Annotated in this window: 27 protein-coding genes; 14 read left to right on the forward strand and 13 right to left on the reverse strand. The window is 71.3% G+C overall.

From position 1 onward, the window contains the following. Window positions 1–111: 111 nt before the first annotated feature. The 6 genes from OHN74_RS03060 to OHN74_RS03085 form a co-directional block, all read right to left on the reverse strand. Window positions 112–918 (reverse strand): GntR family transcriptional regulator, encoded by an 807-nt coding sequence (locus tag OHN74_RS03060; RefSeq protein WP_327692953.1) that lies wholly within the window; start codon window positions 916–918, stop codon window positions 112–114. A 154-nt stretch (window positions 919–1,072) separates the two neighbouring features. Continuing rightward, window positions 1,073–1,951 carry an ABC transporter substrate-binding protein gene (locus OHN74_RS03065; protein WP_327692954.1) on the reverse strand — a complete coding sequence of 293 codons (879 nt, stop codon included), beginning with the start codon at window positions 1,949–1,951 and terminating at the stop codon, window positions 1,073–1,075. 18 nt (window positions 1,952–1,969) lie between these two features. Next, complete coding sequence (locus tag OHN74_RS03070; protein ID WP_327692955.1) at window positions 1,970–2,587, reverse strand: nuclear transport factor 2 family protein; 618 nt, start codon at window positions 2,585–2,587, stop codon at window positions 1,970–1,972. Window positions 2,588–2,690: 103 nt separating this feature from the next. Further along, complete coding sequence (locus tag OHN74_RS03075) at window positions 2,691–3,905, reverse strand: FAD-dependent monooxygenase (protein ID WP_327692956.1); 1,215 nt, start codon at window positions 3,903–3,905, stop codon at window positions 2,691–2,693. Next, window positions 3,902–4,813, reverse strand: coding sequence for a dioxygenase family protein (locus tag OHN74_RS03080; RefSeq protein ID WP_327692957.1), 912 nt, complete (start codon window positions 4,811–4,813; stop codon window positions 3,902–3,904). The genes OHN74_RS03075 and OHN74_RS03080 overlap by 4 nt, the downstream gene beginning before the upstream one ends. After that, entirely contained in the window at window positions 4,813–5,892 is a 1,080-nt protein-coding gene (locus OHN74_RS03085) for a maleylacetate reductase (protein WP_327699959.1), read from the reverse strand. The genes OHN74_RS03080 and OHN74_RS03085 overlap by 1 nt, the downstream gene beginning before the upstream one ends. A 288-nt stretch (window positions 5,893–6,180) precedes the next feature. On the opposite strand from OHN74_RS03085, the gene OHN74_RS03090 reads away from it, so the two are divergent. Then, window positions 6,181–6,894 carry an IclR family transcriptional regulator gene (locus tag OHN74_RS03090; protein ID WP_327699960.1) on the forward strand — a complete coding sequence of 238 codons (714 nt, stop codon included), beginning with the start codon at window positions 6,181–6,183 and terminating at the stop codon, window positions 6,892–6,894. Between the two features lie 250 nt (window positions 6,895–7,144). Further along, a complete protein-coding gene (locus OHN74_RS03095) occupies window positions 7,145–8,530 on the forward strand; it encodes an MFS transporter (protein WP_327692958.1) in 1,386 nt (461 codons plus the stop codon). Window positions 8,531–8,672: 142 nt separating this feature from the next. Here the strand turns inward: OHN74_RS03095 and OHN74_RS03100 are convergent, their stop codons facing one another. Continuing rightward, window positions 8,673–9,059, reverse strand: coding sequence for a LysR family substrate-binding domain-containing protein (locus tag OHN74_RS03100; protein WP_327692959.1), 387 nt, complete (start codon window positions 9,057–9,059; stop codon window positions 8,673–8,675). 948 nt (window positions 9,060–10,007) lie between these two features. Between OHN74_RS03100 and dhaK the strand changes: the two genes are divergently transcribed. The 3 genes from dhaK to OHN74_RS03115 all read left to right on the forward strand — a co-directional run bounded on the left by dhaK (window position 10,008) and on the right by OHN74_RS03115 (window position 12,125). Continuing rightward, entirely contained in the window at window positions 10,008–11,000 is a 993-nt protein-coding gene (gene dhaK, locus OHN74_RS03105; protein ID WP_327692960.1) for a dihydroxyacetone kinase subunit DhaK, read from the forward strand. Window positions 11,001–11,095: 95 nt separating this feature from the next. Next, the gene (gene dhaL, locus OHN74_RS03110; RefSeq protein ID WP_327692961.1) at window positions 11,096–11,695 is read left to right on the forward strand and encodes a dihydroxyacetone kinase subunit DhaL; all 600 of its coding nucleotides are present in this window, start codon (window positions 11,096–11,098) and stop codon (window positions 11,693–11,695) included. Next, window positions 11,688–12,125: a PTS-dependent dihydroxyacetone kinase phosphotransferase subunit DhaM gene (locus tag OHN74_RS03115; protein WP_443060336.1), complete on the forward strand. Its 438-nt coding sequence runs from the start codon at window positions 11,688–11,690 to the stop codon at window positions 12,123–12,125. Before dhaL ends, OHN74_RS03115 begins: the two co-directional genes overlap by 8 nt. 87 nt (window positions 12,126–12,212) lie before the next feature. On the opposite strand, the gene OHN74_RS03120 is transcribed toward OHN74_RS03115, so the two are convergent. Then, complete coding sequence (locus OHN74_RS03120; protein ID WP_327692962.1) at window positions 12,213–12,947, reverse strand: glycoside hydrolase family 75 protein; 735 nt, start codon at window positions 12,945–12,947, stop codon at window positions 12,213–12,215. A gap of 366 nt (window positions 12,948–13,313) precedes the next feature. Here OHN74_RS03120 and OHN74_RS03125 point away from each other — a divergent pair, with 366 nt between their 5' ends. Continuing rightward, complete coding sequence (locus OHN74_RS03125; protein ID WP_327692963.1) at window positions 13,314–14,291, forward strand: fibronectin type III domain-containing protein; 978 nt, start codon at window positions 13,314–13,316, stop codon at window positions 14,289–14,291. 206 nt (window positions 14,292–14,497) lie between these two features. After that, window positions 14,498–15,034, forward strand: coding sequence for a hypothetical protein (locus OHN74_RS03130; RefSeq protein ID WP_327692964.1), 537 nt, complete (start codon window positions 14,498–14,500; stop codon window positions 15,032–15,034). Between the two features lie 74 nt (window positions 15,035–15,108). Here OHN74_RS03130 and OHN74_RS03135 read toward each other — a convergent pair whose 3' ends face one another. The 3 genes from OHN74_RS03135 to OHN74_RS03145 all read right to left on the reverse strand — a co-directional run bounded on the left by OHN74_RS03135 (window position 15,109) and on the right by OHN74_RS03145 (window position 17,870). Then, the gene (locus OHN74_RS03135) at window positions 15,109–15,903 is read right to left on the reverse strand and encodes a putative protein N(5)-glutamine methyltransferase (RefSeq protein WP_327692965.1); all 795 of its coding nucleotides are present in this window, start codon (window positions 15,901–15,903) and stop codon (window positions 15,109–15,111) included. Between the two features lie 324 nt (window positions 15,904–16,227). Beyond that, window positions 16,228–16,950 (reverse strand): GNAT family N-acetyltransferase, encoded by a 723-nt coding sequence (locus tag OHN74_RS03140; protein ID WP_327692966.1) that lies wholly within the window; start codon window positions 16,948–16,950, stop codon window positions 16,228–16,230. Beyond that, entirely contained in the window at window positions 16,947–17,870 is a 924-nt protein-coding gene (locus OHN74_RS03145) for a quinone oxidoreductase family protein (protein WP_327692967.1), read from the reverse strand. The genes OHN74_RS03140 and OHN74_RS03145 overlap by 4 nt, the downstream gene beginning before the upstream one ends. Window positions 17,871–18,103: 233 nt before the next feature. Here OHN74_RS03145 and OHN74_RS03150 point away from each other — a divergent pair, with 233 nt between their 5' ends. From OHN74_RS03150 to OHN74_RS03160, 3 genes are all read left to right on the forward strand, one after another. Beyond that, window positions 18,104–18,709, forward strand: a complete 606-nt coding sequence (locus OHN74_RS03150) for a sulfite oxidase-like oxidoreductase (RefSeq protein WP_327692968.1) — start codon at window positions 18,104–18,106, stop codon at window positions 18,707–18,709. Further along, window positions 18,702–19,487 carry a ferredoxin reductase gene (locus OHN74_RS03155; protein WP_327692969.1) on the forward strand — a complete coding sequence of 262 codons (786 nt, stop codon included), beginning with the start codon at window positions 18,702–18,704 and terminating at the stop codon, window positions 19,485–19,487. The genes OHN74_RS03150 and OHN74_RS03155 overlap by 8 nt, the downstream gene beginning before the upstream one ends. A gap of 128 nt (window positions 19,488–19,615) precedes the next feature. Next, complete coding sequence (locus OHN74_RS03160; RefSeq protein WP_327692970.1) at window positions 19,616–20,212, forward strand: Rv1733c family protein; 597 nt, start codon at window positions 19,616–19,618, stop codon at window positions 20,210–20,212. A 16-nt stretch (window positions 20,213–20,228) separates the two neighbouring features. Here OHN74_RS03160 and OHN74_RS03165 read toward each other — a convergent pair whose 3' ends face one another. Continuing rightward, window positions 20,229–21,587: an 8-oxoguanine deaminase gene (locus tag OHN74_RS03165; protein ID WP_327692971.1), complete on the reverse strand. Its 1,359-nt coding sequence runs from the start codon at window positions 21,585–21,587 to the stop codon at window positions 20,229–20,231. Between the two features lie 133 nt (window positions 21,588–21,720). On the opposite strand from OHN74_RS03165, the gene OHN74_RS03170 reads away from it, so the two are divergent. The 3 genes from OHN74_RS03170 (at window position 21,721) to OHN74_RS03180 (ending at window position 24,968) form a co-directional block, all read left to right on the forward strand. Then, entirely contained in the window at window positions 21,721–22,689 is a 969-nt protein-coding gene (locus OHN74_RS03170; protein ID WP_327692972.1) for an acetylxylan esterase, read from the forward strand. Window positions 22,690–22,810: 121 nt separating this feature from the next. Further along, window positions 22,811–23,986 carry a serine hydrolase domain-containing protein gene (locus tag OHN74_RS03175; RefSeq protein WP_327692973.1) on the forward strand — a complete coding sequence of 392 codons (1,176 nt, stop codon included), beginning with the start codon at window positions 22,811–22,813 and terminating at the stop codon, window positions 23,984–23,986. Window positions 23,987–24,146: 160 nt separating this feature from the next. Then, window positions 24,147–24,968, forward strand: coding sequence for an alpha/beta fold hydrolase (locus tag OHN74_RS03180; RefSeq protein ID WP_327692974.1), 822 nt, complete (start codon window positions 24,147–24,149; stop codon window positions 24,966–24,968). Here the strand turns inward: OHN74_RS03180 and OHN74_RS03185 are convergent. After that, on the reverse strand, window positions 24,958–25,722 hold the full coding sequence (locus tag OHN74_RS03185) for a class I SAM-dependent methyltransferase (RefSeq protein WP_327692975.1): 765 nt from the start codon (window positions 25,720–25,722) through the stop codon (window positions 24,958–24,960). The genes OHN74_RS03180 and OHN74_RS03185 overlap by 11 nt on opposite strands. Before the next feature lie 82 nt (window positions 25,723–25,804). On the opposite strand from OHN74_RS03185, the gene OHN74_RS03190 reads away from it, so the two are divergent. After that, window positions 25,805–25,978 carry a hypothetical protein gene (locus OHN74_RS03190; protein WP_443060337.1) on the forward strand — a complete coding sequence of 58 codons (174 nt, stop codon included), beginning with the start codon at window positions 25,805–25,807 and terminating at the stop codon, window positions 25,976–25,978. Window positions 25,979–25,990: the final 12 nt, after the last annotated feature.

Genomic DNA, 25,990 nt, shown 5'->3' on the forward strand with positions numbered 1-25,990 from the left:
CCGTGTCCACGCCGACGGACGTATCCGTGAGTCCGTCCCGGGCGGGTCGGTTCGAGAAGCAGGGCACCGGAAGACGGCCCGCCACAGCCCGCCCGGCAGGCAGGCAGGGCGTCAGGACTGCCCGTTGCCCGCGATCCCCAGCGCAGTGCGCGTGGCCGCGGGTTCGTACTCCGGCGCGACGTCCGCCAGCACGTTCAAGGCGGTACGCGCGAGATGGCGAGCCATCACGCGTACCGCTTCGTCCTGGTCGCTCTGTCGCAGCGCCTCCAGCAGTGCTTCGTGCTCTGCGTGCGCCCGTGCCCATGAGCTGGGTACGCCCAGTTGGGCCAGCCGGATGTAGCGCTCGCTGTGCTCGCCGAGCGACTCGAGCATCCGCTGCAGATGCGGTCCCACAGCCTGCGTCGGAATGCGGTGGAATTCCCTGTGCGCCGCATGCCACTCGTCCGGCCGGTCGTCGCCCGCCAGTTCCTGCATACGCTTCAGTGCTTCGCCCATGCGCTGGAGGTCCCCGGGCGCAAGCGACTTGGCCGTCACGCTCACTGCGAGGGCTTCGAGCATGATGCGGGCCCCATAGACGCCGTCGAGGTCCTCCGGGTCCACCGCCCGCACCCTCGCCCGCTGGTCGGGCTGCGCGTCGATGAGCCCCTCTTCCTGGAGCAGCCGGAACGCCTCGCGCATCGGCGTGCGGCTGACGCCCAGCTTCCGTGCCATCTCGGCCTGGAGCAGCGCAGACCCCGGCGGCAGTTCACCGCTGAGGATCATCCCCCGCAGGCGTCCGTGGACGTCGAGGGCGAGTCGGCGCCCGCCCGCGGCCGGCCCGGGTGTCCCGCCCGTCGACTCGAACGGGACCTGCGACGCACTGCTTCCGTTGTCCGCCGACCGTGGTTCCTCAGGGGTCTCGCCCCTCCTCCTGCTCATACCCGGAGTCTACCCAGGTGTATGCAGTGGTGGTACGCCAAAACCGGCAGGGAGCATTCCCTGCCGGTTCTTTCCCTCGCTGACCGCACCAAGGGCGGGGCTGCACTGTATCCACTATTCGAACGTGGTCGCGGTCGCCGTGCCGTCGGGAGGCTCAGCGCTCCGCTCCGGGGCCGATCAGCGACTGGAGCGGGCAGGAGGGCTGCCAGGCCGGAGTGAAACGGCGGCGCAGGTCGGCCACCGCCTCGATGCCACGCAGGGTCACGTCGGGTGAGATGGACAGCCCTGCGGGCCCGAGGAGGCCGGGTGCCGCAGCCTGGGCGGCGGGCTTCGGCAAGCCGTGTCGCACCAGAGCAGCTTCTACGCCCGACGCCCCGGAGGCCAGAAGCTCTGCCGTGCTCACCCGGCAGACATCGCGGTAGGCGCGGATGTGCGGCGTGGTGGCGGCTGTGCGCGGCACCACCACCACACCGGTGAGGATGTCGGGTGCCACCTGAAGGTGGCCGCCGAGACGCGGGTACCCCTTCTCCGCGGCAAGGGCGTCGAAGGGCGGATGGAGAGTGGTCCCGTCCACAGCGCCTGTCGGCAGCGCCTGGAACCTCTGCAGAGTGCCGCCCACCGATACGAGTTGGCCGTCGGAGACCGGCGCGCAGGCGATGTCGGTGAGTACGGCACGCAGGACGAACGCGAAGGCGCTTTGCGCGTTGTCGACCGCCCACCGGTCCGTCGGCAACGGTGGGCCGGGACGCCGGTGCACGGCGAGTTCGCCCATACCCTCGGCCTGGACGGCCACCGGGTCCCGCTTCAGCAGTCCGCGCAGGAGGTGGTCGGGAGACGTGTGCATGATGTCGTAGTCGCCGTCGTTCCAGCCGGCCATCTGCTGGTCGGAGGAGACGACCTGGACGAGGTCCACCTCCAGTCCTGCCCTCTGGAAGTACCCGGAGTCGAGGGCGTGGTAGAGATGGACGGCGCCCGCGCCGGGGAAGATGCCCACGGTCAGGCGTCGCGTTTCGGAGTTTTCTGAGCGTTGCATGCGGACCGTTCCTTGGAGTCAGTGGGGATCGCCTGGGGTGCCGGCACCGGCCAGCCAACTCGCCCCTTCGGCGTAGAGGCTCTGGACGACGTCACCGGTCAGGCCCGGCAGCCCGGCCTTCACCGTGAAGCCGGCCTTGGTCTGCAGGTAGCCGAGGTGGCGGTAGCCGACCGGGAAGCGGCGCAGCAGCTGCGGGTCCAGGTTGAACGACGCGGACGGATCGACCACGTCGAGGCGGTCCTTCTCGTAGATCGGCTGTCGGCGCACGATCTTCCACACGCCCTCGTGGCGGGCGCAGAAGTCGTAGAAGCGTCCCGTACAGACGACGTCGACCTCCACCCCGTCGACCATGGCCCGCTGGTTGATGGTCGTCTTGGTCTGGGCGACGGCGCGGTCACCCACCACGTCGGCGGTGTGCCCGCCGAGGAAGTGCAGGATGCTGACCCCGTTGTCGAATCCCTCCCGGCTCACGGCGATGAAGTCCGTCGCCGGGCCCTGGAACCAGGTGGCTGTCATCCAGCCGTCTGCCGGGTGCCAGACGGTGGCGAACCGTTCCCAGTCGCCTGCGTCACGCCACAGCGCCCAGTTCTCGACGAGTTGACGGATCTCGAAGTGATCAGTCTCGATTGTCGGCATTGAAGACCTCCCTTTCACCGGCGGTGAATCGCAGCGGTGAGTTGGCGACAGCCAGGACGCTGATGGCTGGTCGAGAATCAGTTCCTCCACGCGGACCGAGCACTCACACCGGTGCTTGTCGCAGGGCCAGCTCCGCGTCGTGCCCGTAGATCCAGCCGTTGTGCGCCAAGGGATCCTCGTTCGCGAACGACGCGTCCCTGGCCCTCTGCGCGGGCCCGTCGGGCAGGTGGTTGCTCTCCGCCCTGCCCCGGCTCATCAGCTGCACCCGGGTGGCCCGCGGACGACGGACGTCCTCGTAGCGGCGCAGCGCGGCAGAGGGTTCTTCGGGCTGGTCGGCGAGGCAGCCGGCCAGGACGGCGGCATCCTCCATCGCCTGCGCCGCCCCCTGAGCGAAGAAGGGGAACATCGGGTGCGCCGCATCGCCCAGCAACGCGACGGGCCCGTTCGTCCAGCGGGGCAGTGGATCACGGTCGAGCAGCGCCCACCTCCCCACGCGCTCCGCCGCCGCGAGCAGTTCCGTCAGGCCCTCGGACCACCCGGCGAACTCGGCGCGCAGGTCCTCGATCCGGCCCTCGGCCGACCAGGATTCCGTCGTCCAGTCGTGTGCGGGCCCGAAGGCGACGATGTTGATCTGTGCGCCCGCGGAGATCGGGTAGTGCACCAGGTGGCGGTCAGGGCCGAGCCACAGGGTCTGGACCGGGCGGCGTGCGAAGGCCGGCGCGCTCTGGGCCGGTATGAGGGAGCGGTAGGCGCACATGCCCGAGAAGCGTGGTGCCTCCGCTTCTGCCACGAACCGACCGACGGTGGTGTGCACGCCGTCGGCACCGATGACGACGTCGGCGACCTCCCGTGATCCGTCGGTGAAGGTCAGCTCGACGCCTTCGTCGAGTCGGTGGAGGCCGGCGAGCCGCAGGCCCAGACGCAGCGACGCCTCGGGGACGGCCGACCGCACCGCGGCGAGGAGATCGGCGCGGTGCGCGACGTAGCTCTGCTCACCGAAGCGCCGTTCGCATTCCTCGCCGAGCTCCTGGGAGAAGAGCACGCGCCCGTCCTCCCAGCGCCGGAACTCCCATCCGGCCCGCAGCGGCACCGCGCGTTCCCGGAAGCGGTCCAGTCGGCCGAGGCTGGCCAGCAGTCGCACGGCGTTGGGAGAGACGACGAGACCGGCACCGACCTCGGTCAGGGCAGGAGCCTGCTCGTACACCGTCGCCTCGATCCCCGCCCGGTGCAGGAAGGCCGCGGTCGCGAGGCCGCCGATTCCTCCGCCGATCACGGCCACGCGCAGGTCGGGCGTGTGCTGGTTGTCGTGTCTGTTCATTCGCAGACTCCTGTCTGTGCGGGAGCGAGGACGATGTCGAAGCGGACGCTGGACCAGGCACGGCCTGCCACGTCGCGTCCGTCGGGGGTGGGGGTCGCCGCGGCATGCTCCACGAAGTCGTGGATGAGCGAGTCCTTGACGCCGAACACGGCGTCGGAGGTGAGGAGTTCGTCGCCCCGGACGAAGATGTGGGTGATCAGGGTCCGCTTGCCGTCGGCACGGACGTCGAAGTGCAGGTGTGAGGCGCGCATGGGGGAACGGCCGACCGCGGCCAGCAGCGCACCGACGGGGCCGTCGTGCGGGATCGGGTACGGCGTCGGGGTGATCGCCCAGAACCGGTAGTGGCCCCGCTCGTCGGCGACGAGGTGACCCCGCGCCGCCATGCGGTCGTCGTCGTACTGCACGTCGTAGAAACCGTCCTCGTCGGCTTCCCACACCTCGATGCGCGCACCTGGCACGGGTTCGCCGTCGGTTCCGGTGACCGTGCCCTCGACCCAGCACGGCTGCCCGGCGGCACCGAAGGAGATGTCCCCGCCCAGCGGGATCTCGGGTGAGCCCTCGACGAAGAACGGCCCGAGCACGGTCGCCTCTGTCGCATTCGCGTAGGCCTCGTTGTTGATCGCGATCGTCTGCATGGACGCCCCGAACACGTCCGACAGCAGAATGAACTCCTGCCGCTTGTCGTCGGTGATGTCCCCGGCCGCAGTGAGGAACTCGATCACGGACGCCCATTCCGCCTCGGTCAGCCGCACCTCGCGCAGGAACGCGTGCAGGTGCCGGGTCAGCGCCTGCGTCAGCTGCTTCAGGCGCGGGTCCTTCGCGGTCTCGAACGAGGCCACGACCTGCTCGACCAGGGCCTGCTCACGCTGAGTCTGCTCGGCAGTCCGGTTCTGCTCACTCGTCGTCATCAGTCCTCCATGCCATCGGTCATCGTGCTCGGGTCCGTCCCCCGCCAGGCGAAACGCAGCAGGCGCTGGAGAGAGCCGGCCGTCACCGGACGCGGATTGCCGGCCGGTACCACGTCCAGGACCGCCTGCACCGCGTCGTCGACATCGGACTCCTTCAGCCCGTAGTCGCGCAGCGCCTTCGGCGCGTCCACGTCGTGCCGAAGGCGCTGGAGTCCTTCGATCGCCGAGCGCGCTCCGAACGCGGCCGCGATCCGCCGCTCGGCCTCCGGGGCGCGGGTTGCGTTGAAGGCCAGCACGTACGGCAGCACCACCGCGTGGGTCTGGGCGTGCGGCAGGTCGTACCTGCCGCCGAGGACGTGGCAGATCTTGTGGTGCAGCCCCGATCCCGCCGACGAGAACGCCACGGCCGACAGGTACGTCCCGTACAGCGTCCGCTCGCGGCCCGGAAGGCCGGCCGGGTCGGCCATCACCGCGGGCAGCCCGGTCGCCAACGCGTGGATCCCCTCCCCCGCCAGCGCCCGGTCGATCGGATCGACGCGAGGGCCCCACATCGCGTCGACGCAGTGCGCCAGCGCGTTCAGCCCCGAGGCGACACTCATCGGCACCGGCAAGGACACGGTCAGCGTCGCGTCGTACACCACCGAGCGGGGCAGGACTCGCGCGTCCACCCCCGTGGTCTTGCGGGCCCGCTCGGTCAGACCCCACACACTCGTGGCCTCCGAGCCCGCGTAGGTGGTGGGGACGGCCACTATGGGCAGGTCCGCGGTCAACGCGATCGCCTTCGCCAGTCCGGTGGTGGAGCCTCCACCGACACTGACCAGGCAGTCCACCTCGTGCACGGCCGCGGCGGCACGTGCCCGCTCGGCGACCTCCACGGGAACATGCATCACCACCTCACTCCACCGCAGCGCGACCGGAAGGCCTGCGGTGACCTGCTGCGCAAGATCTGCCTCCGCCTCCGCAGCGATCACCATCACCCGCGTGGCACCGAGCCGCTCCACCTCGGCCCGTAGCGTCGACGCCGCCTCGCCCGAGGCGAAACACACCCGCTGAGGCAGCGTCTCGTGCTCGAAACGCATCAACGACCTGTCTGCCGAGTCGGTGTCATGACCGCCGCGGTCCCGCGGCGTCACGGTCATGCCCATGCCCGGACTCCTTTCATCGGTGAGTGGGACCGGCGGCGACCTCCGCAGCCGACGACAGCGGCGTTTCCCTCGCGTCATCCCGTGAAGGTCCTCGCGGGCCCGGTGGTGAGATTCCGCGATCGGTCCCGTCCGGGTCAGTACGATGTCCGCTGAATGGACATCGAGTAGGGAGCCACGACGGCCAACAGCAACGACCGCGGGCGCACGGTCACCTCGCGGGCCCTGGCGATCCTGGGGGCGTACACGCCGCAGCGCCCGGAGCTGACGCTCGCCCGGATATGCCGGATCACCGGCCTCAGCCACGCCACCGCGCACCGGTTGGTCGGCGAACTGACCGCGTGGGGAGCACTGGAACGTGTCCCCAGTGGCGCCTACGTCATCGGCCTGCGCCTGTGGGAGCTGGGCAGCCTCAACCCGCGGGGGCTGCCGCTGCGCGTCCGGGCGATGCCGGTGATGGAGGACCTGCACGCCGCCACGCAGCAGCACGTACAGCTGGCCGTCCTCGACGGCACCGACGCCCTCGTCGTCGAACGGATCTCCACGACAGGAGCGGTTCCGGTGGTCTCCGGGGTCGGAGGACGGCTGCCCCTGCACGCGTCCGCCGTCGGGCAGGTGCTGCTGGCCCACGCCGGCGAGGAGCTGTTCGACGAGGTCGCACGGCACGGCCTCTCCGGCTTCACACCCAGGACCATCACCGATCCCGCCGCACTGCGTGTGGTGTTGGCGGAATGCCGGCGGACCGGCGTCGCCGTCGTGCGCGAGGAGATGAGCCCGGACGCCTACTCGGTGGCGGCACCGATCACCGGCTCGAAAGGGCACGTCGTCGCGGCCCTGTCCGTGGTGGGTGCCGATGCCCGGACCCACCTGCTGGTGCCGGCGGTCGTGCTGGCCGCCCGCGGCATCTCGCGAGCCCGAGGGGCCGACGCCGAGGCGTGAAGGGCTCGCGCTGAGCAGCCTCACCCCACCCGAAACCGGATGTGTATACACCCAGGTTCGTCACATCGCATCAATCAGGCAGCGCAGAGCGTTTTCCTGCACGTAACCCTTTACAGGCTCGTACCAGTGTGCACACTTAGCGGTGCGAGGCGAGTAACACACGATGCCGCCGGAACATCGGGAAGAGCCGCCGCCCTCGCCTCGGAGAGAACCCTCACCGCAACAGCAGAGCCATGTGAGAGGAACCGTCATGCACGAAGACAGCCGCAGAGGAAGTCGTGGCAACGCCACCTGGCCCCCCGTGACACTGCTGGTACTCGCGATCTGTGGGATCACCGTCGTAGCCGACGGGTACGACGTCGTCGTCTACGGCGCGGTGATTCCGTCCCTGCTCCACGAACCCGGCTGGGGCCTCACCCCCGCCGGTGCCGGTCTGATCGGTTCATTCGCTCTCGTCGGGATGCTCATCGGAGCCACGACGGTCGGCACGCTCACCGACACTCTGGGCCGACGCAAGATGCTGATCGGCTGCCTGATCTGGTTCTCGGTGATGACAGGCCTGTGTGCGACGGCCACCTCGCCGGAGGTGTTCGGCCTCTTCCGCTTCCTCGCCGGCCTCGGTCTCGGCGGTGTGCTGCCAACCGCGAGCGCGCTGGTGGGTGAGTACTCGCACCCCAGGACGCGCAACCTGGTCTTCGCGACCCTCTTCAGCGGCTTCCCCGTAGGCGGCATCATCGCCGCCCTCACCGGAATCTTCGCGCTGCCCCGGTTCGGCTGGCAGGTGATGTTCCTCCTCGGCCTCCTCCCGCTGCTCCTCGTCCTGCCGCTGGCCATCAGGTTTCTGCCGGAATCGATCACGTTCCTCCGGGCGAAGGGACGGCACGCCGAGGCCGACAGGATCGCGGACCGCTGGAACATCACCTCGGACGACCCGCAGCAAGGCGTACCGGCGCCCGAGCAGAGCCCGTCCGGTACCGACACGGGCAGCCTGTCGCCGGTACGGGCACTCTTCTCACGCAGCTACGTCGGAGCGACGGTGTGCTTCCTGGTGATGACGTGCCTGTGCCTCTTCATGATCTACGGCTTCAACACCTGGCTCCCGGAGATCATGCGCCGCGCCGGCTACTCCGCGGGCTCCTCGCTCGGCTTCCTCCTCGTGTTCAACATCGGAGCCGTCGTCGGCACCATCGTCATCTCCCTGGCGGCCGACCGATTCGGATCCAAACCGATCATCACGACGACCTACCTCGTGTCCAGCATGGCCGTCGTACTGCTCAGCCTGCGGCTGCCCACGACGGTGCTGTACGCGGCCGTCGCGCTGGGTGGTGTCGGGGCGATGGGCACGCAGTCGTTCGTCCTCGCCTATGTCTCCAAGCACTATCCGGTACGTATGGGCGCCACGGCGATGGGCTGGACGCTGGGGTTCGGCCGTCTCGGCTCGATGCTCGCCCCGCCGCTGCTCGGGGTCATCATCGGAGCCGGCCTGGCGTTCCAGTGGAACTTCTACGCGCTCGCCGTACCCGGCGTCATCGGCGCCCTGCTGGTCGGGCTGGTTCCCCGCGCACCGGAAGCGGCAGTGGCCCCAGGTCACGGGGGTGTTGGCGGGACCGCGCGTCCCCTCGCGGGCCAGACATGAGAAACGCCCCCGGGGTGACGCCCGTGCAGCTGCCTGACCCTCGCCACGGATAGACCGCGCAGTGGGCAGCAGGACCTCAAGTTGGGGCCTTGCTGCCCCGCTGCCCTGCCCTCCACGCCGCCACCGAGGCTCGATCGGCTGCTCACCGCCTCACGCATGCCTCGATGACCACTGCGACCTGTTCCGCGGCCGGTGAGTTCGGGCCCGCTCGGCGCGCCAGACCCAGGTCGACGGCTTCCGTCTCGACGAACGGCAGGTACGTCACACCGTCGAGGCGGAGACTCTGCACCGACTCCGGGACCAGGGCGACTCCGTGGCCCGCTGCGACGAACACGACCAGCGTCGCGCTCTCGCCGACCTCGACCGGAGCGGACGGTTCGAAGCCGGCCCGGGCGCACGCTGCGAGGACCCGGCCGTGCATGGAGGAACGGTCACGGGAGGGGTGGACGACGATCGATTCGTCGGCAAGTGCCACGAGGGGGACCTCGCGCCGGCCTGCCGGCGGATGGCCGGTGGGCAGGACCGCCACCAGCCGTTCAGACCGGAGGGTGGTGACCTCGACGGCGGCTCCACCGGAGTGTCGGTGCGCAGGAGGGCCAGGTCGTGGCTGCCTCCGAGCAGTCCGTCGACCAGTTCGGGATTGAGCAGCTCACCGCGCAGTTCCAGGGACACGCCCGGCAGTTGCGCGCGTGAACAACTGCGCGCCCAGCTCGCTCCATCTGCTTGAGCTGCTGGGAGAGGGCCGACTGGGCCACGTGCAGGCGCTGCGCGGCGCGGCCGAAGTGGCACTCCTCGACGAGAGTGAGGAAGTCGGGCTGTACGCCGGGGCATGAGCCCCGCTGTCCCGCGACGAGCGTCCCGCGTCACACCATTACGCTCTCGGAATCGGTCCCGGGCCCCTTCCAACGCACGGGCAGACACTTGCTGCCGACCACCCTCCGCGTGATCGCAGTTTCCTCCGCCATCCAGGACCACGGTTTCCGCACTGCCCAACGGCGTTGGGATTGCCGTTAGTCGTGAGCCAGTCCCAGAAAGCTGGAGTGTGCCTCGCCCGTGAGGTCCTTGAAGCCCCAAGTGATGGCAGCCGTGTCGGCCCGGCCCTCCGGACCGAGGTCCAACTCGTCTCGGGAGATGCGACAGAAACCCGCGGCAGCGGGCCTGCGGAGACACCTTGACCGCTTCGATGAATCACCACAGAGCACATCGGTGCGACCCGCACGGGCCCGTCGGCGTCCGCACACGTGACCCCGCGCCCGGTCAGCGTTGATACTTCCGAGAGCAGGCATCTGAAATCGTCAACCCGTACGCCAACTACATCTGATACTCCGTCATAAAACTCGGCATTGAGTCAGCATCAGCCCCGCCAGAGCCCGCCCCCGACCGCCGTTCACCGCCGAGATCGACAACTGACGTAACCCACTCTGACCAGCAAAGACACAGGCCAGAGGCCATCTTTTGATCCCACCAGGAGGTACCCATGAAGATGCTCATCAACGTTCCGGAGACCGTGGTCGCGGACGCACTGCGGGGCATGGCAGCGGCGCATCCCGAGCTGACCGTCGACGTGGAGAACCGGGTGATCGTACGGCGGGACGCGCCCGTTGCCGGGAAAGTGGCCCTCGTATCCGGTGGCGGATCGGGGCACGAGCCGCTGCACGGCGGCTTCGTGGGGCCGGGGATGCTGTCGGCGGCCTGTCCGGGTGAGGTGTTCACGTCTCCCGTGCCCGATCAGATGGTGCGGGCCGCGGCTGCCGTGGACAGCGGGGCAGGCGTCCTGTTCGTGGTGAAGAACTACACCGGCGACGTCCTCAACTTCGACATGGCGGCCGAACTCGCCGAGGACGAGGGCATCCAGGTGGCGAAGGTCCTCGTCAACGACGACGTCGCCGTCACCGACAGCCTCTACACGGCCGGGCGGCGCGGTACGGGCGGCACGTTGTTCGTGGAGAAGATCGCCGGTGCGGCGGCGGACGAGGGCCGCCCGTTGGAGCAGGTGCGCTCCGTCGCCCAGCAGGTCAACGACAGTTCCCGCAGCTTCGGCGTCGCGCTCGGCGCCTGCACCACCCCGGCGAAGGGCAGCCCCACCTTCGATCTGCCGCCGGGCCAACTGGAGTTGGGCGTCGGCATCCACGGCGAACCGGGCCGGGAGCGGCGGCCGATGATGACCTCGGGCGAGATCGCCGACTTCGCGGTGGAAGCCGTACTGGAGGATCTCAACCCGCGCAATCCCGTGCTGGTCCTGGTCAACGGGATGGGCGCGACGCCGCTGCTGGAGCTGTACGGGTTCAACGCCGAGGTGCAGCGGGTGCTGGCCGGGCGCGGAGTGTCCGTTGCCCGCACGCTCGTCGGCAACTACGTCACCTCGCTCGACATGGCCGGCGCCTCGGTGACCCTGTGCGAGATCGACGAGGAACTGCTGCGCCTGTGGGACGCGCCGGTGCGGACGGCGGGTCTGCGCTGGGGCATGTGAGCCCCGGCGGACGCACAGGGCAGTCGTCGCCCGGGGAGGCGGCCCGCCCTCCGGGAGAGACAGCGACCGACGTACCTACCACGCAAGGAGATCTAGTGCTCGACGCCGACTTCTTCCGCCGCTGGATGACGGCGACGGCCGTGTCCGTCGGCCGCGAGGCGGAGCGGCTCACCGCCCTGGACTCGCCGATCGGCGACGCCGACCACGGCAGCAATCTGCGGCGCGGCTTCGACGCCGTGGCCACCGTCGTGGCGGAGAAGGTGCCGGACACCCCCGGTGCCGTCCTCGTTCTCGCCGGAAGCCGGCTCATCTCGACGGTCGGCGGAGCCTCGGGCCCCCTGTACGGAACGTTGCTGCGCCGGACGGGCAAGGCGCTCGGCGAAGCTGCCGAGGTGAGCACGGAACAGTTCACGGACGCGCTGCGCATCGGGGTGGACGCGGTGATGGCGCTCGGTGGGGCGGCCCCCGGCGACAAGACGATGATCGACGCTCTCGTGCCCACCGTGGACGCCCTCGCCGACTCGTTCGCCGCCGCACGCACGGCCGCCGAACAGGGCGCCCTCGCGACCACGCCCCTGCAGGCCCGGAAGGGCAGAGCGAGCTATCTCGGCGAGCGCAGTATCGGTCACCAGGACCCGGGGGCCACCTCGGCGGCGCTGCTGATCGCGGCTCTCGCGGAGACCGCCGGTGAGTGACGGGACCGGCGTGAGCGGCGAGAAGGGCGGGCAACTGGTCGGGGTCGTGCTGGTGTCGCACAGCGCGGCGGTGGCGGCCTCGGTGGCGGATTTGGCCCGCGCGCTCGTCGGCGGCGGTGCGACCGTTCCCGTCGCCGCGGCGGGCGGTACCGAGTCCGGCGACTTCGGCACGAGCGCCGAGCTGATCACCGCGGCGGCCCGTTCCGTCGACCGGGGTGCCGGGGTCGCCGTCCTGACGGACCTGGGCAGCGCGGTCCTCACGGTGAAGGCGCTCCTGGCGGAGGGCGACGAACTCCCGGACGGCACCCGCCTGCTGGACGCCCCGTTCGTCGAGGGTGCGGTGGCCGCGATCGTCACGGCTTCCACGGGAGCCGGCCTCGCGGCGGTCGAGGCGGCGGCCTCGGAGGCGTACACGTACCGGAAGGTGTGAGGGAACGCGGGAAGGGAGCGGCGGGAGCGGTTCGCGGACCGGCCCGCCGCTCCTTTCCCGGAACGGTTCGTCCGGAGCGGGTCGGACTCAGTCGTCTGCCAAGGTCTCGTCGCTCTCGGCGCCCGCAGCGCCCTCGGCACTCGCGCCGACGAACTGCTTCGCCAGCCGCTCCCCCGTCTCCACCGCCGCCGCGTGGTTCTCGATCGGCGACACTCTGGAGTTCTTGAAGACGATGTACGTGACGCCGGAGGCCGTTCCGCCGCCGTGCGGGTCGGGGTTGATGCCCAGCGCCGCGGCGGTGGCGTAGGACGCCTCGCCGATGATGTCGTGCGGGCCGGTGTCACCGACGACCGCGTACTGCACACGGTCCTTGTAGACGACGGCCGCGACCGAGCCGCCCCGGATGCCGTAGTCCCGGTAGTTCCAGATGCTGCCGGCCATCGGGACGACGATGAACGGCAGGCGTTCGGGGTCCAGATAGCGGCCGTCGGACTGCTGGAAGGCGGTGGTGTCGGCGAAGTAAGGGTCGGTGCGCCCGTTGCACCGCGGACCGGGTTGACCGTCGCAGTCGATGTCCATGTCGGCCTTCCAGAAGACGACGTCCTCGGTGCCGCAGACGGGGATGTCCGCGTGGGCCCCGGCGTCGCTGCGGTAGTAGCCGTTGGACACGCGGACGCAGTCACGCACCTTGGCCAGCAGGTCGGAGGCCCGGACACTGCCCTCGTACCGCACCGGCTCGTTCGGGTGGACGGACGTGGGCAGCGTCGTCGGGGCGAGCAGGGCGGCGCCGGCCACGGCCAGCGTCAGCGTCTGGACACGCACGATAGGGGCCTCTCCTGGGGGAACTGACGGACACTCGGTCCAATCTGGTGCCGGTCGCGTCACGCGGCCACCGTTAGGGGGCCGTACGGTGCACACACCGAACTCCCGACAGGGGCCGGGCGCCTGAGCCCGTGTCGGCTCCGGCCGCCCGGCCGCCCGCGCCGGCGCGGGTCCTGCGACGACAGCGGTTCCGCGCCAATGACATGAACTGCCCTGACAACGGGGCCTGTTCAGCCTTGATGGGCATCAGCATACGTAGTCGCGGCAGGCAGAGAGCAGCCGCACCCCTCTTGATGCGCCCACCCCATCGGGTCCATATTGGTCCGGACCAATACCGTGCAGGAGAGGACGGAGGGGGGAGCAGCTGTGCGACGCGTCGCCCGGTACGTCACGTCCGTCTGCGGGGTACTGCTGCTCACCGTCTCCTGCGCCTGGAGCGGGGACGGGAGCGGCTCCGACGGCCGACTCCCGCCCGCCCCGGCCGGGGTCACGGCCGCCGCGGGCAGCGCGACCAGCGCGCACGTGATGTGGAACCGGGCGCCGGACGGGCCCGAGGTCTCCGCGTACGAGGTGTACCGCGGCACGGTGAAGGTGAAGGAGGTGCCCGGCTCGGAGCACATGGTGGACATCGTCGGCCTCGCCCCGTCCACGCCGTACGTCTTCACCGTGCGGGCCCGGAACACCGACGGGCGCGCCGGACCACTCAGCGAGGGCGTCCGCACGACGACCCCCGCCGCGTCCGGCGCTGACACCAGTGCCCCGACCCGTCCCGGCCGCACCCGGGGCAGGCCCACCGGCAGCCGGTCGGTCCAGCTGTCCTGGGGCGCGTCGACGGACGAACAGGGGGTGGTCTCGTACGACGTCCACCAGGGCGGGTCGAGGATCCACACCGTCAGTGGGGAGCGGACGACGGCCGTGGTCACCGGGCTGCGGCCGGGCACCCGCTACACCTTCACCGTCCGCGCCCGCGACGCCGCGGACAACATCTCCCCCGCCGGCGACCCCGTACGTCTCACCACCGCACCCGGCACCGACGACGGCCGCGCCACCGCCCCCACCGGCTTCCGCACGACGGCCCGTCGCGCCGACGGGGCCTACTACCTCGATCTGTCCTGGATTCCGCCACATGCGGACGGTCTCGTCACGGAGTACGAGATCCAGCTCGACGGGCGTCCGGCCACCTCCCTCGTGTGGGGCGGGCCCGCTCCGCGCGAACGGGCGTCGTACAGCTTCTACGCGGGCCGGGACGCGGGGATCGCGTACCGGGTGCGGATCAGGGCGCGGCTCCCGGACGGGACGTGGGGCGGGTTCTCGGCGGAGCGGACGGTGGTGACGGCGCCGTAGCGCGATGCCGTCGGGCCATGGCCCTGATCACCTTGACAGCCCATCAGCGGTCCGCCGTACGAACGAATCCGTCACCTGCCCGGTGGCCGTCCAGGTGCGGGTCGGGACGGGAGCACTTTGGCTGGCCCCGAGGCGGCACGGGCGATCCCCGACCCTCGGCGGCGCATGGGACGTACCGCCAACCGTGCCCCCGAAGGGCAGTCCACATGCGAACCGTTCCCCTACTCCTCCGATCCGGCCCGACCGTGGCAGCCGCCGCCGTGCTCGCGCTGGCCCTCACCGCCCCGACGGCTTCGGCGGCCGGGATCTCCGTGAGCACCAGCGGATCCACGGTCTCGGTGACCACCAGCGCATGCCCCACCACCAGCGGCAGCGGCTACGGCAGCGCCTCGCTCCTCAACAGCAGCCAGCGGACCTTCACCGACGGGCGTGTGGTCACGCTCTCGGGGACGAGCACCGGCCAGTCCGCCGTCTGGTCCAATGTCGGCACCGGCACCTACACCGTCACCGTGCGGTGCGCGAACGGCACCACCGCCGGTTCCCAGGCCGTCATCGTCAGCACGGCCTCGACGCCCACCATCTCCGCCACTGCCTCCCCCACCCGGGGAGTCATGGGCGGACTCGGCGGCGCGGCCAAGGACTACGGCACCCTCACCTTCGCGGCGGGCGGCGCGCTGGTCGCGTGCGGGGTCGTGGCAACGGCCTGGGCACTGCGCCGGCGTTCCAAGCCCTATCGGCTCTGAGCCGGGACCGCACACGGTCGGTGGCCGTCCGGGCGAGCACCCTCGCGCGGGCGGCCACCGACCGTTGCGCGCGCCTAGGGCCGGACCCCGACCACCACATGCGCGTACAGCTCGTCGGACTCCGCGAGCCGGGTCACCAGACCTGCCGCCTCGAACGCCTCGACCGCCGACGGTGCCTGGCGTTCACTCGTCTCGATCAGGAGGCAGCCGCCGGGGGCCAGCCAATGCCATGCCCCCGCAGCGACCCGCCGCAGCACGTCGAGGCCGTCGCCGCCGCCGTCCAGGGCGACCAGGGGTTCGTGGTCGCGGGCTTCCGGGGGCAGCAGACCGACCTCCTCGGTGGGGACGTAGGGCACGTTGGCGGCGAGGATGCCGACCCGGCCGCGCAGGTCGACGGGCAGGGCGTCGAACAGATCGCCCTCGTGGGCGTGGCCGCCGTACGCGGCGACATTGCGGTGGGCGCAGCGCACGGCCACGGGGTCGATGTCGGCGGCGTGCAGTTCGACTCCGGTGAGTACGGCGGCCAGCGCGGCGCCGACCGCGCCCGAGCCGCAGCACAGGTCCACGACGACGGACGCGTCCGGGGCCTGGACAAGTGCCTCGGCGACGAGGAACTCGGTACGTCGGCGCGGCACGAAGACACCGGGCTCGACGGTGATGCGCAGCCCGCTGAACTCGGCCCAGCCGAGGACGTGTTCGAGCGGCAGGCCCGAGGCCCGGCGGGCGACCATGGCGGCCGCTTCCTCCGGATCACGGGCGGCGGAGAGTATCAACCGTGCCTCGTCCTCGGCGAAGACGCAGCCGGCCGCGCGCAGGGCGGCGACAACGGAGGCCGAGGAGGAGTTGAGCGAATGAGAACTGGAGGGCATGGGAGCCGAGAGCCTTTCGGGAGCCGAAGGGCGCTCTCGCGGTCGGCTAGGCGGACCCGGCGAGGTCGGACACGGTTCCGCGGCGCCCCAGAGGGGCGCGGGGAACTGCGCGACCAGCCACGGCGGCGCCGCAGCGGACCGACAGCCCTTCGCCGCACTTCCGGCGGAGCGGGTCCGTGCTGCCTTGAGGTGAGAGCACCCGAGCTGACACAGCGGTAATGGGTCTCACCTCCCAGGTGATGTGTCCGGCTGGGGCGTTCCACAGCCGGACGGCTACATTACCCGAACAGTTCGGCCCGGGCGCCCCAACTCCGGTTGTTCCAGCTACGGCACCGCCAACTCCCGCTCGTCGCCCAGGCGTTCGGGCACCCTGGCGGCCAGGAACGCGGTTCTGCGGCGCAGCCGGAAGCCGAGGGACTCGTAGAGCCGGATGGCGTGGGTGTTCCGGGCGGCGGTGTGCAGGAAGGGCGTCTCGCCGCGTTCCCGGATGCCGTGGGCGACAGCGAGGATCAGCCGGGTCGCCAGGCCCTGGCCGCGCACCGCTGGGTCGGTGCAGACCGCGCTGATCTCGGTCCAGCCGGGCGGGTGCAGCCGCTCCCCCGCCATGGCGACGAGGGCGCCCTCGCGGCGGATGCCCAGGTAGGTGCCCATCTCGACGGTGCGGGGCAGGAAAGGGCCGGGCTGGGTCCGTTCGACGAGGTCGAGCATCTCCGGCACGTCTGCCGGGCCGAGGCGGACCGCTTCCTGGTCCGGCGCGGCGGCGAGGCCGTCGTCCACGAACTGAACGCCATCGATCTCGAACGTGATCTCCCAGCCCGCCGGAAGCTGTCCCGCGAAGCCCGCCAGTGGCACTTCGGCGCCGGGGCCCGCCAGCGCGGCGACGTCGGCCCAGTCGTCGGCGTCGGGTTCGTCGGGCAGCGCCAGCCACGGCGACACGTCGACGGGGTAGCGCAGCACCCGGCCGCGCCGCTCGGCGAAGTGGGCGTGCGGGCCGGTCAGCGAGGCCAGGGCGGGGTTGTCGAGGACGTGCGGCGCGCCGGCGCTCATCGGGCGACCTCGATCACGATCTTGCCGCGTGCGTGGCCCTCTTCCACCGTGCGCAGCGCCTCGCCGGCGCGGTCGAGTGGGAAAGTGCTGGTCACATGCGGGTCCAGGTCGCCGTGTACGACCAGGTCCGCGACCGCTTCGAGGACGGCTGCGTTGCGGGCGCGAGCGACGCGGGCACCGCCCAGTCCCTCCGCGACGTCCGCGGGGGCGCCCGCCGTGATCAGCTTCGTGCGGTCGGTCAGCAGGGTCGCGGCCGCCGCGAGCACCTCGCCGCCGACCAGGTCGTAGACGCCGTCGACGCCCTCCGGGGCCGCCGCCCGCACCCGTGCGGCCAGGTCGGTGCCGGACGGGACGTGGACCGCGCCCAACGACTCGACGAAGTCCTTCTTGCCGTCGCTCGCGACTCCGACGACCCGCAGTCCGCGGGTGCGGGCGATCTGGAGGATGGCGGCGCCGACCCCGCCACCCGCACCGGTGACCACCAGGGTCGCGCCCTCCGGCAGGGCCAGCTGGTCGACGCCGTCGTACGCGGTGGCCGCCGCGACGGGCAGGGCCGCCGCGTCCGTGAACGACAGCGAGGCGGGCTTGGGGGCGGTCACCGTGACGGGCAGCAGCGCGTATTCGGCGTAGCCGCCGGCGACCGGGTTGCCGAAGACCGCATCCCCGACGGCGAAGCCGGTGACGTCCTCGCCGACCTCTTCGACCACCCCCGCGACCTCGTTGCCGAGGACGGCGGGCAGTTCGCGCGCCACACCCCCCGCACGGGCGTAGCCGGTGCGCTGCTTCCAGTCGACGGGGTTCACGCCGGCCGCGTGCACCGCCACAAGAAGTTGTCCCGGGCCGGGGCGCGGCCGGTCCACGTCGACGAACGCCTCGGTCTCCGGGCCGCCGAACCGTGTGAAGACGTACGCCTTGGGCATCTGCTCCCACTCTCCAAAACCAGAACCAACAGACCGGCCGACGCCGATCACCGGAACCCGCACTCATCGGCAAGGTCGATCGCGCGAGGGCTATTCCCGGGGTTGCGAAGACTTGGGGAGAGTTCATACGCCCGCAATGATCACCACGGGACCGGGGTCCGGGGCACGCACGGCGACCCCGTACGGTGGTACACGTATCCACTGACCAGGCCTGACCGTGAGGCGCCCACCCCATGAACGTCACCCGAGGCTTCACCGGACGCCCGCGCGTCCAGAACGCCGGGCTGCCGCCCGGCCAGTACGACGCGGGCGACGACTGGCCCGTCCTGTCCGCCGAGGTCACCCCCGACCTGACGCCCGCGGACTGGTCCTTCCGGATCGACGGCCTGGTGGCCGCGCCGCGCACCTGGGACTGGGCCGAGGCCCACGCGCTGCCCGCGTCGGCGTACGAGGGTGACATCCACTGTGTGACGAGCTGGTCGAAGTTCGGGGTGCGGTTCGGCGGCGTGTCCCTGGACGCGTTCCTCGAAGCGGCGCGGCCCGACGCGTCGGCCACCCACGCCGTCGCCTACTCGCACACCGGCTACACCACGAACCTCCCGCTCGCCGACCTGACCGGCGGCCGGGCGTGGATCGCCTGGGAGTACGAGGGACAGCCGCTCCCCGCCGAGCACGGCGGCCCGGCGCGGCTGCTGGTGCCGCACCTGTACTTCTGGAAGAGCGCCAAGTGGATCGCCGGTCTGCGGCTCCTCGACCACGACGAGCCGGGGTTCTGGGAACAGAACGGCTATCACGCGCGCGGGAACCCGTGGGAGGAGCAGAGGTACTCCGGTGACTAGGACCACCTCCGACACCACGGCGCCCGGACTCTTCGTGCCCCCGACCCGGTTCGCCGTGCCCGGTCGCATCGCCGTCAGCAACCGCGAGGCGGCCCGCTGGCAGACGGCCACCCTCACCGAGGTCCGGCGGGAGACACCCCACGCCTCCACCTTCCGGTTCGCGGTGCCCGGCTGGGCCGGTCATCTGCCCGGCCAGCACCTGATGCTGCGGCTGACCGCCGACGACGGCTACACGGCCCAGCGGCACTACTCGATCGCCTCACCCCCGGAAGACGCCGGGCACATCGAACTGACCCTGGACCATGTCGAGGGCGGCGAGGTCTCCGGCTGGTTCCACACACTGGCAAAACCCGGCGACGAGGTGGAGGTGCGCGGTCCGCTCAGCGGTTTCTTCGCCTGGCCGGGCGACCGGCCCGCGCTGCTGATCGGCGCCGGTTCCGGGGTCGTACCGCTGATGTCGATGATCCGGCACCACCGTATGCGCAGCCTGACCGTGCCGCTGCGGCTGCTGGTGTCGGCGCGCGGTCCCGAGGAGCTGATCTACGCGCGGGAGTACGGGGCCGAGACCACGCCCGTCTTCACCCGCCGGGCGCCCGAAGGTGTGCCGGTCGGACGGCTGTCGGCCTCCCAGGTGGCGCCGTTGCTGGCCGCCGAGCAGCCGCCGGGCGGTTGGGAGGCGTACGTGTGCGGCTCCAACACGTTCGCCGAGCACGCCTCGCGCCTGCTGGTGGCGGCGGGCCAGCCCGTGGACCGGATCCGGATCGAACGCTTCGGCTGAGAACGCCGGGAACGCTGGGGACACCGCCCTCGGTGGTGCGCCGGACCCACGGGGGCGCGGACCGGTCGTGCGCGCCCACACTCGTGCGCGGCTGCCGTTCGGTCGGTGTCGCGCGCGACGATGGACGGGTGGGCGTCCTCAGGGGAACACGGGTGTACGGCCGGCGTTGGCGGCGGAATCCGTTGCGCCGCCGGTCGGACGTGCTGGAGGCGTGGGCGCTGCTCGTCGTCGCCGTGGCGCTGTGCGTCGGCGCGCCTCTGGCCGGGGCGGTCGCGGCCCGGTGGGCACACGACGGGGCACTCGCGACGGCCGCCGTTCAGCGTGCCGAGCGTCATCGCGTCCACGCGGTGGCCGTCGGCGGAACAGGAGCAGGGGTGCCTTCCGTGTCGGCCGGCAGACAGCACCTGTACCGGGTGCGGGTGCTGTGGACGGAACCGGGTGCGGAGGTACGTACGGCGACGGCTCACGTGCCGCCCGGTACACGGCGCGGTGACACCGTCGACCTGTGGCTCGACGCGCTCGGGCGGCCCGTGGCTCCGCCGCCCAGCGCCGTCGCGGTCCACCAGCACACGGTGGCGGTGGGCATCTGCGCAGCGGGCCTGACCGCCGGTGTCGTCCTCCTCGCCCGAACCGCCTTACTCCGTACGGTCGTTCAGCGCCGGCTCGTGGAGTGGGAGCGCGCGTGGGCGCGTACGGAGCCGGAGTGGACGGGACGGCGGTCGTGACGGGCAGGGCTGGTCGTCACAGCATCTCCTGCATCCGGCGGGCGATGCGGCGGTGGTCGGTGAGCGCGTCCCGCAGGCCCGGCAGGACGGGCTCGCCCCGGTCGACCAGGACACGTCCGGCGACGACCGTCGTCCACGCGCGGGCCGGTCCGCAGCGCAGCCACGCCTCCACAGGGTCGCTCAGCGCACCGGCGAGCGCGACCTCGTGCAGGTCCCAGACCACGAGGTCGGCGCAGGCGCCGGGCCGCAGATGCCCGATCTCGTCGGCGCGGCCCAGGCAGCGCGCCGAGCCCCGGGTGGCGATGTCGAGGGCGTCGCGCGCGGTCATCGCACCGGGTCCGCCCCGGTAACGCCCGAGGAGAAGAGCTCCGCGCGTCTCCATCCAGAGCGAGGCGTGGTCGGTGGAGGCGGAGCCGTCGCAGCCGATGCCGACGGGCAGGCCCAGTTCACGCATCTCCTGCACGCGGGCGGTGCCGCCCCCGATGAGCATGTTGGAACTGGGGCAGTGCGCGACGCCGACGCCCGCGTCGGCCAGTCGGCGCAGTTCGGCATCGTTGGGATAGATGCAGTGCGCGACCCAGGTGCGGTCGCTCATCCAGCCGGCCTCCTCGAAGTACTCGACGGGCCGGCAGCCGTAGGTCTCCAGGCAGTACGTGTCCTCGTCATGGTCCTCCGCGAGGTGCGTGTGGAGGCGTACGTCGTACCGTTCGGCGAGTTCGGCGGTGGCCGTCATCAGCTCCTTGGTCACGGAGAAGGGTGAGCAGGGCGCCAGGGCGACCCGGATCAGCGCGCCCGGTTCCGGGTCGTGGTGGGCCTTGATGAGGCGCTCGCTGTCGGCGAGGACCTCGTCCTCGGTCTGTGTGACGCTCCGGGGCGGCAGTCCGCCGTCCTCCACGGACCGGGTCATCGAGCCGCGCGTGGCGTGGAAGCGGAAGCCGATGTCACGGGCGGCGCGGATCTCGGCGTCGACGAGTCCGGGTCGCGGATGGACGTACAGGTGGTCGGAGGAGGTGGTGCAGCCGCCCATGAGCAGTTCGGCCATGCCGACGTACGCGGACACGTACGCCGCTTCCTCGTCGAGCGCGGCCCACAGGGGGTAGAGCGTGGTGAGCCAGTCGAAGAGGGTGCCGTTGACGGCGGGCGCGTAGGAGCGGGTGAGGTTCTGGTAGATGTGGTGGTGCGTGTTGATCAGGCCGGGGGTGACGAGCCGCCCGGCCGCCGACACGGTCGTGCGGGCCTCGGGCTCGGTCCCGGCGGCGCCCACGGCGGTGACACGCCCGCCGTCGACGGCCACCCACCCGCCGGGAATCTCGCGCGCGCCGTCCACGACAAGCAGCTCGGCGTCCCTGACCAGCAGTTCCACAGCAGTCGGCATGGCGCCATCGTAGAGGTGAGCGGTCCTCGTACGGGTCCTGCCCAGGACTTGAGCCCTGGCGGGTCGGCGACCCTCCCACGTACGGTGTGATCATCCGCAAGCGCTTGCCACCTCCCCGCAAAGGCGGTCCGACATGGCCCAGTTCGACCTCCCGCTCGACGAACTCCAGGAGTACCGCAGCGAGTCCGCCGAACCCGAGGATTTCGACGCCTTCTGGTCCAAGACCCTCCAGGAGACCCGGGAACACGACCTGGACGCCCGTTTCGAGCCCGTGGAGACGGGGCTCACCACGGTCGACGTGTACGACGTGACGTTCGCCGGGTTCGGCGGTCACCCGGTGAAGGGCTGGCTGCGGCTGCCCGCCGGAGCCTCGGAGCCGCTGCCGGTGGTCGTGGAGTTCATCGGGTACGGCGGTGGGCGCGGTCTGCCGCACGAGAACCTGCTGTGGGCGTCGACCGGCCGTGCCCACTTCGCCATGGACACGCGCGGTCAGGGCAGCGCCTGGGGCGGCGGTGGCGGGACGGCGGACCCGGTGGGCAACGCGCCCTCGTACCCCGGATTCATGACCCGTGGCATCGACGCCCCCGAGAACTACTACTACCGGCGGGTGTACTCGGACGCGGTGCGAGCGGTGGAGGCGGCCCGCTCGCACCCCCTGGTCGACCCGGCGCGCACGGTGGCCCTCGGGTCCAGTCAGGGCGGCGGGATCACGCTCGCGGTCGGCGGACTGGTCCCCGACCTGGTCGCGATCGCGCCGGACGTGCCGTTCCTGTGCGACTTCCCGCGTGCGGCGACCCTCACGGACCGCCACCCCTACCGCGAGATCGGCAGCTACCTCAAGACCCACCGCGGCCGCACCGCCGACGCGCTGAACACGCTGGCCTACTTCGACGGCGTGCACTTCGCGGCACGCGGCCGGGCCCCGGCGCTCTTCTCGACGGCGCTGGAGGACCAGACCTGCCCGCCGTCCACGGTCTTCGCCGCCTTCAACGCCTGGGCGAACGACGACAAGAAGATCGAGGTCTACGACTTCAACGACCACGAGGGCGGCGGCCCGTTCCAGGAGGCGACGAAGGTGGGCTGGCTGCGCTCGTACGCCTGACGGGCCTGCGCGCGCAACTGGTCGTTTCCGACGCCTTCCGTGCGATCCGACCAGTCGGTATGTTCATCGGTGCCGGGTCACAGCGTCGTGGCCCGGTGTTCCGGCGAACCGCGGAGGGCCCATGTCCGAGCACGTGCCACACGTTCACGGCGACTGCGACGCACGCTTCTCGGCGGTGCGCGCGGCGTTCGAGGAGAACTTCCGCGACCGCGGGGAGCTGGGCGCGGCGGTGAGCGTCACGGTCCGCGGCGAGACGGTGGTCGACCTGTGGGGCGGCTGGGCCGACGCGGGCCGCACGCGCGCATGGGAGCGCGACACGCTCGTCAACGTATGGTCGACGTCGAAGGGTCCGACGGCGCTGTGCGCGCACATCCTCGCCGACCGGGGGCTGCTCGACCTCGACGCCCCGGTGGCCGACTACTGGCCGGAGTTCGCGGCGGCCGGCAAGGAGGGCGTGCTCGTACGGCATCTGCTGTCGCACCGGTCGGGTCTGTCCGGTCTGCGGGAGCCGCATTCGCTCGCCGATCTCTACGACTGGGAGCTGACGACCCGCCGGCTCGCGGCGACGAAGCCCTGGTGGGAGCCGGGCACTCGATCCGGTTATCACGCGCTGACGTACGGCTTCCTGGTCGGTGAGGTGGTCCGCCGGGTGTCGGGGCTGCTGCCGGGCGCCTTCCTGGAGCGGGAGGTGACCGGGCCGCTGGGCATCGACTTCACCATCGGGCTGCCGGAGAAGGAGGCCGGGCGGGCCGCCGAGCTGGTGCAGCCACCGGCCGCCTCGACCAGCGAACAAGCGGCGATCTTCGCCCAGTTGACGCCCACGGCGATCGCAGCGCTGGCCAATCCCCTCGCGGGCCCCGTCGAGGCGAACAGCCCCGAGTGGCGGGCCGCCGAGATACCGGCGGCCAACGGCCACGGCACGGCCCGCGCGATCGCCGCGCTGTACGGCGTCTTCGCCGGCCAAGGCTCGTTCGGTGGCCGGCGCGTCCTCTCCGCCGAGGCGGCCGAGCGGGTGCGCGAGGGACAGGGCAGCTGCCGGGACCTGGTGCTCGGCGCCGGTTTCGGCCACGACACGGAGATCGCGCTCGGGCTGTGGCTGAGCGGCCCCAATGGCTCGTACGGGCCGAATCCGAGGGCGTACGGCCATGACGGCTTCGGCGGTTCCTGCGGGCTGGCCGACCCGGATGGCGGAGTGTCCCTGGGGTATGTCATGAACCGCATGGGTCCCCATATCGCCGACGACCCGCGGAAGATGGCACTGATCGACGCCCTGTACAGCGCACTCCGAAGCAGGTAAGGACCACAGGTACGGAATGATCCGTACAGGGTGGGTGGCAGGTGCAGTCAGATGACAGATTCCGTGAAGGCCGTGTGCGCATAGCTTCGAGGCATGACATCCGACGGCGCGCAGCAGAGCGTGCGCCGTCGGACGATGTCCTACGTCTCGAAAGGCACACATGAGTACGTTCACCACCTCCGACGGCACCGAGATCTTCTTCAAGGACTGGGGCACGGGGCAGCCGGTGGTGTTCAGCCACGGCTGGCCGCTCAACGCGGACACGTGGGACGGCCAGTCCCGCCTGGTCGCCGAGCACGGCTTCCGTGCCATCGCGCACGACCGGCGCGGGCACGGCCGTTCCGCCCAGCCGTGGCAGGGCAACCACATGGACCAGTACGCGGACGACCTGGCGGAACTGATCGAGTCGCTCGACCTCGACAACGTTATCCTCGTCGGCCACTCGACCGGCGGCGGCGAGGTGACCCGCTACATCGGCCGGCACGGCACGGGTCGCGTCGCCAAGGTCGTACTGCTGGGTGCGGTGCCGCCGCTGATGCTCAAGACGGACGCCAACCCCGAGGGCACGCCCATCGAGGCCTTCGACGGTATCCGGGCGGGCGTCGAGGCGGACCGTTCGCAGTTCTACTGGGACCTCAGCGAGGCCTTCTTCGGCTTCAACCGGCCGGACGCGACCCCCTCCGAGGGCATGCGCCGCGCGTTCTGGCTCTGGAGCATGCAGGTCGGGCTCAAGGCGGCCTACGACTGCGTCAAGCAGTTCTCGGAGTCCGACTTCACCGAGGACCTGGGCCGCATCGACGTACCGACGCTGATCGCGCACGGCGCCGACGACCAGATCGTGCCGATCGCCGCGTCGGCGGAGAAGACGGCGCAGCTGGTCAAGGACTCGACGCTGAAGGTCTACCCGGGCGCTCCGCACGGCCTGGTGGGCGAGTTCGAGAAGGCGTTCAACGCCGACCTGCTGGAGTTCATCAAGAGCTGACGGGCTGTCGCCCGGCGGGTGTCCGCGTCGCCACCACCATCCGGCAGCGCGGACTGCCGTCCGGCCCGCGCCCGAACTCGGGCAGGGCACGGGTCTCCACATCGAAGCCGGCGTGCGTCAACTCCCTTCGCACGTCGGCCAGTCGGAAGGCCCGGTAGTACATGACGAACGGCGGCCGCCACACGGCGTTGCGCACCCTCATCACCGCGTCGAAGCCGAGCAGCGCCCAGTAGGCGGGCGTTCCCGGGCGGGCCGGGGCCACGACGGGGAAGGCGAAGCGCCCGCCCGGCCGCAGTACGGAGTGGACCTGGGCGAACAGTCCCGGCAACTCGCCCGGCAGGAAGTGCCCGAACGCCCCGAAGCTGACGACCAGATCGAAGGCGGGGGCGGACCCGGCGAAGGGCAGGGCTCGGGCGTCGCCGCGCACCAGGGTGACGCGCGAGCCACCGGAGAGCTCGCCCGCCCGCTGCCGGGCCACCTCCAGCATGCCCGCGCTGATGTCGATCCCGGTGACACTCCCCCTGCACACCTCCGCCAGCACCGCCAGACCGGCGCCGGTGCCGCAGCACAGGTCGAGGCCGTCGTCGAAGGGCCCGAGGGGGCCGAGCGCCGACGGCACCGCGTCGAGGATCGTGTCCGGCGTACGGAACGGGGTGTGGTCGAACTTCGGTGCGAGCAGGTCGTAGCCGTGCTCGACGGACGACAGCGCCTGCACGGCGAGCTCACGGAGCGTGGGGCCTTCGGGGCTGAACATCGGCCCAGCTTAGAAGGAGCCCACGGGTCGCCGCCTCGGACGCCCGCTCGAAAGGTTCGCCCGGTACGAGCGGAAGATCGGTGTGCCCGACAGCCGCGACCAGGCGCTGGCGTTCACGGCTCGGGTCGGCGAGCGCGAGATCCAGGGCTGCGATCTCCTGCACCTCGACGAGGACGGTCCGATCGACGAGTCGACGGTCATGGGCGCCCGGTTCGAGCGGATCGCGCGGGAGGCTCGGGACGCCGGGTCCGCCTGAGCGGGCACGTTT

The organism is Streptomyces sp. NBC_00459, assembly GCF_036013955.1.
GTDB lineage: Bacteria > Actinomycetota > Actinomycetes > Streptomycetales > Streptomycetaceae > Streptomyces.

Coding starts and splice junctions, on each gene's coding strand:
- OHN74_RS03165 (WP_327692971.1), bottom strand. CDS start 21,587: ATGCCGACTGCTGTGGAACTGCTGGTCAGGGACGCCGAGCTGCTTGTC.
- OHN74_RS03085 (WP_327699959.1), bottom strand. CDS start 5,892: ATGCGTTTCGAGCACGAGACGCTGCCTCAGCGGGTGTGTTTCGCCTCG.
- OHN74_RS03075 (WP_327692956.1), bottom strand. CDS start 3,905: ATGAACAGACACGACAACCAGCACACGCCCGACCTGCGCGTGGCCGTG.
- OHN74_RS03145 (WP_327692967.1), bottom strand. CDS start 17,870: ATGCCCAAGGCGTACGTCTTCACACGGTTCGGCGGCCCGGAGACCGAG.
- OHN74_RS03060 (WP_327692953.1), bottom strand. CDS start 918: ATGAGCAGGAGGAGGGGCGAGACCCCTGAGGAACCACGGTCGGCGGAC.
- OHN74_RS03080 (WP_327692957.1), bottom strand. CDS start 4,813: ATGACGACGAGTGAGCAGAACCGGACTGCCGAGCAGACTCAGCGTGAG.
- OHN74_RS03095 (WP_327692958.1), top strand. CDS start 7,145: ATGCACGAAGACAGCCGCAGAGGAAGTCGTGGCAACGCCACCTGGCCC.
- OHN74_RS03150 (WP_327692968.1), top strand. CDS start 18,104: ATGAACGTCACCCGAGGCTTCACCGGACGCCCGCGCGTCCAGAACGCC.
- OHN74_RS03070 (WP_327692955.1), bottom strand. CDS start 2,587: ATGCCGACAATCGAGACTGATCACTTCGAGATCCGTCAACTCGTCGAG.
- OHN74_RS03135 (WP_327692965.1), bottom strand. CDS start 15,903: ATGCCCTCCAGTTCTCATTCGCTCAACTCCTCCTCGGCCTCCGTTGTC.
- OHN74_RS03180 (WP_327692974.1), top strand. CDS start 24,147: ATGAGTACGTTCACCACCTCCGACGGCACCGAGATCTTCTTCAAGGAC.
- OHN74_RS03140 (WP_327692966.1), bottom strand. CDS start 16,950: ATGAGCGCCGGCGCGCCGCACGTCCTCGACAACCCCGCCCTGGCCTCG.
- OHN74_RS03185 (WP_327692975.1), bottom strand. CDS start 25,722: ATGTTCAGCCCCGAAGGCCCCACGCTCCGTGAGCTCGCCGTGCAGGCG.
- dhaK (WP_327692960.1), top strand. CDS start 10,008: ATGAAGATGCTCATCAACGTTCCGGAGACCGTGGTCGCGGACGCACTG.
- OHN74_RS03065 (WP_327692954.1), bottom strand. CDS start 1,951: ATGCAACGCTCAGAAAACTCCGAAACGCGACGCCTGACCGTGGGCATC.
- OHN74_RS03175 (WP_327692973.1), top strand. CDS start 22,811: ATGTCCGAGCACGTGCCACACGTTCACGGCGACTGCGACGCACGCTTC.
- OHN74_RS03130 (WP_327692964.1), top strand. CDS start 14,498: ATGCGAACCGTTCCCCTACTCCTCCGATCCGGCCCGACCGTGGCAGCC.
- OHN74_RS03170 (WP_327692972.1), top strand. CDS start 21,721: ATGGCCCAGTTCGACCTCCCGCTCGACGAACTCCAGGAGTACCGCAGC.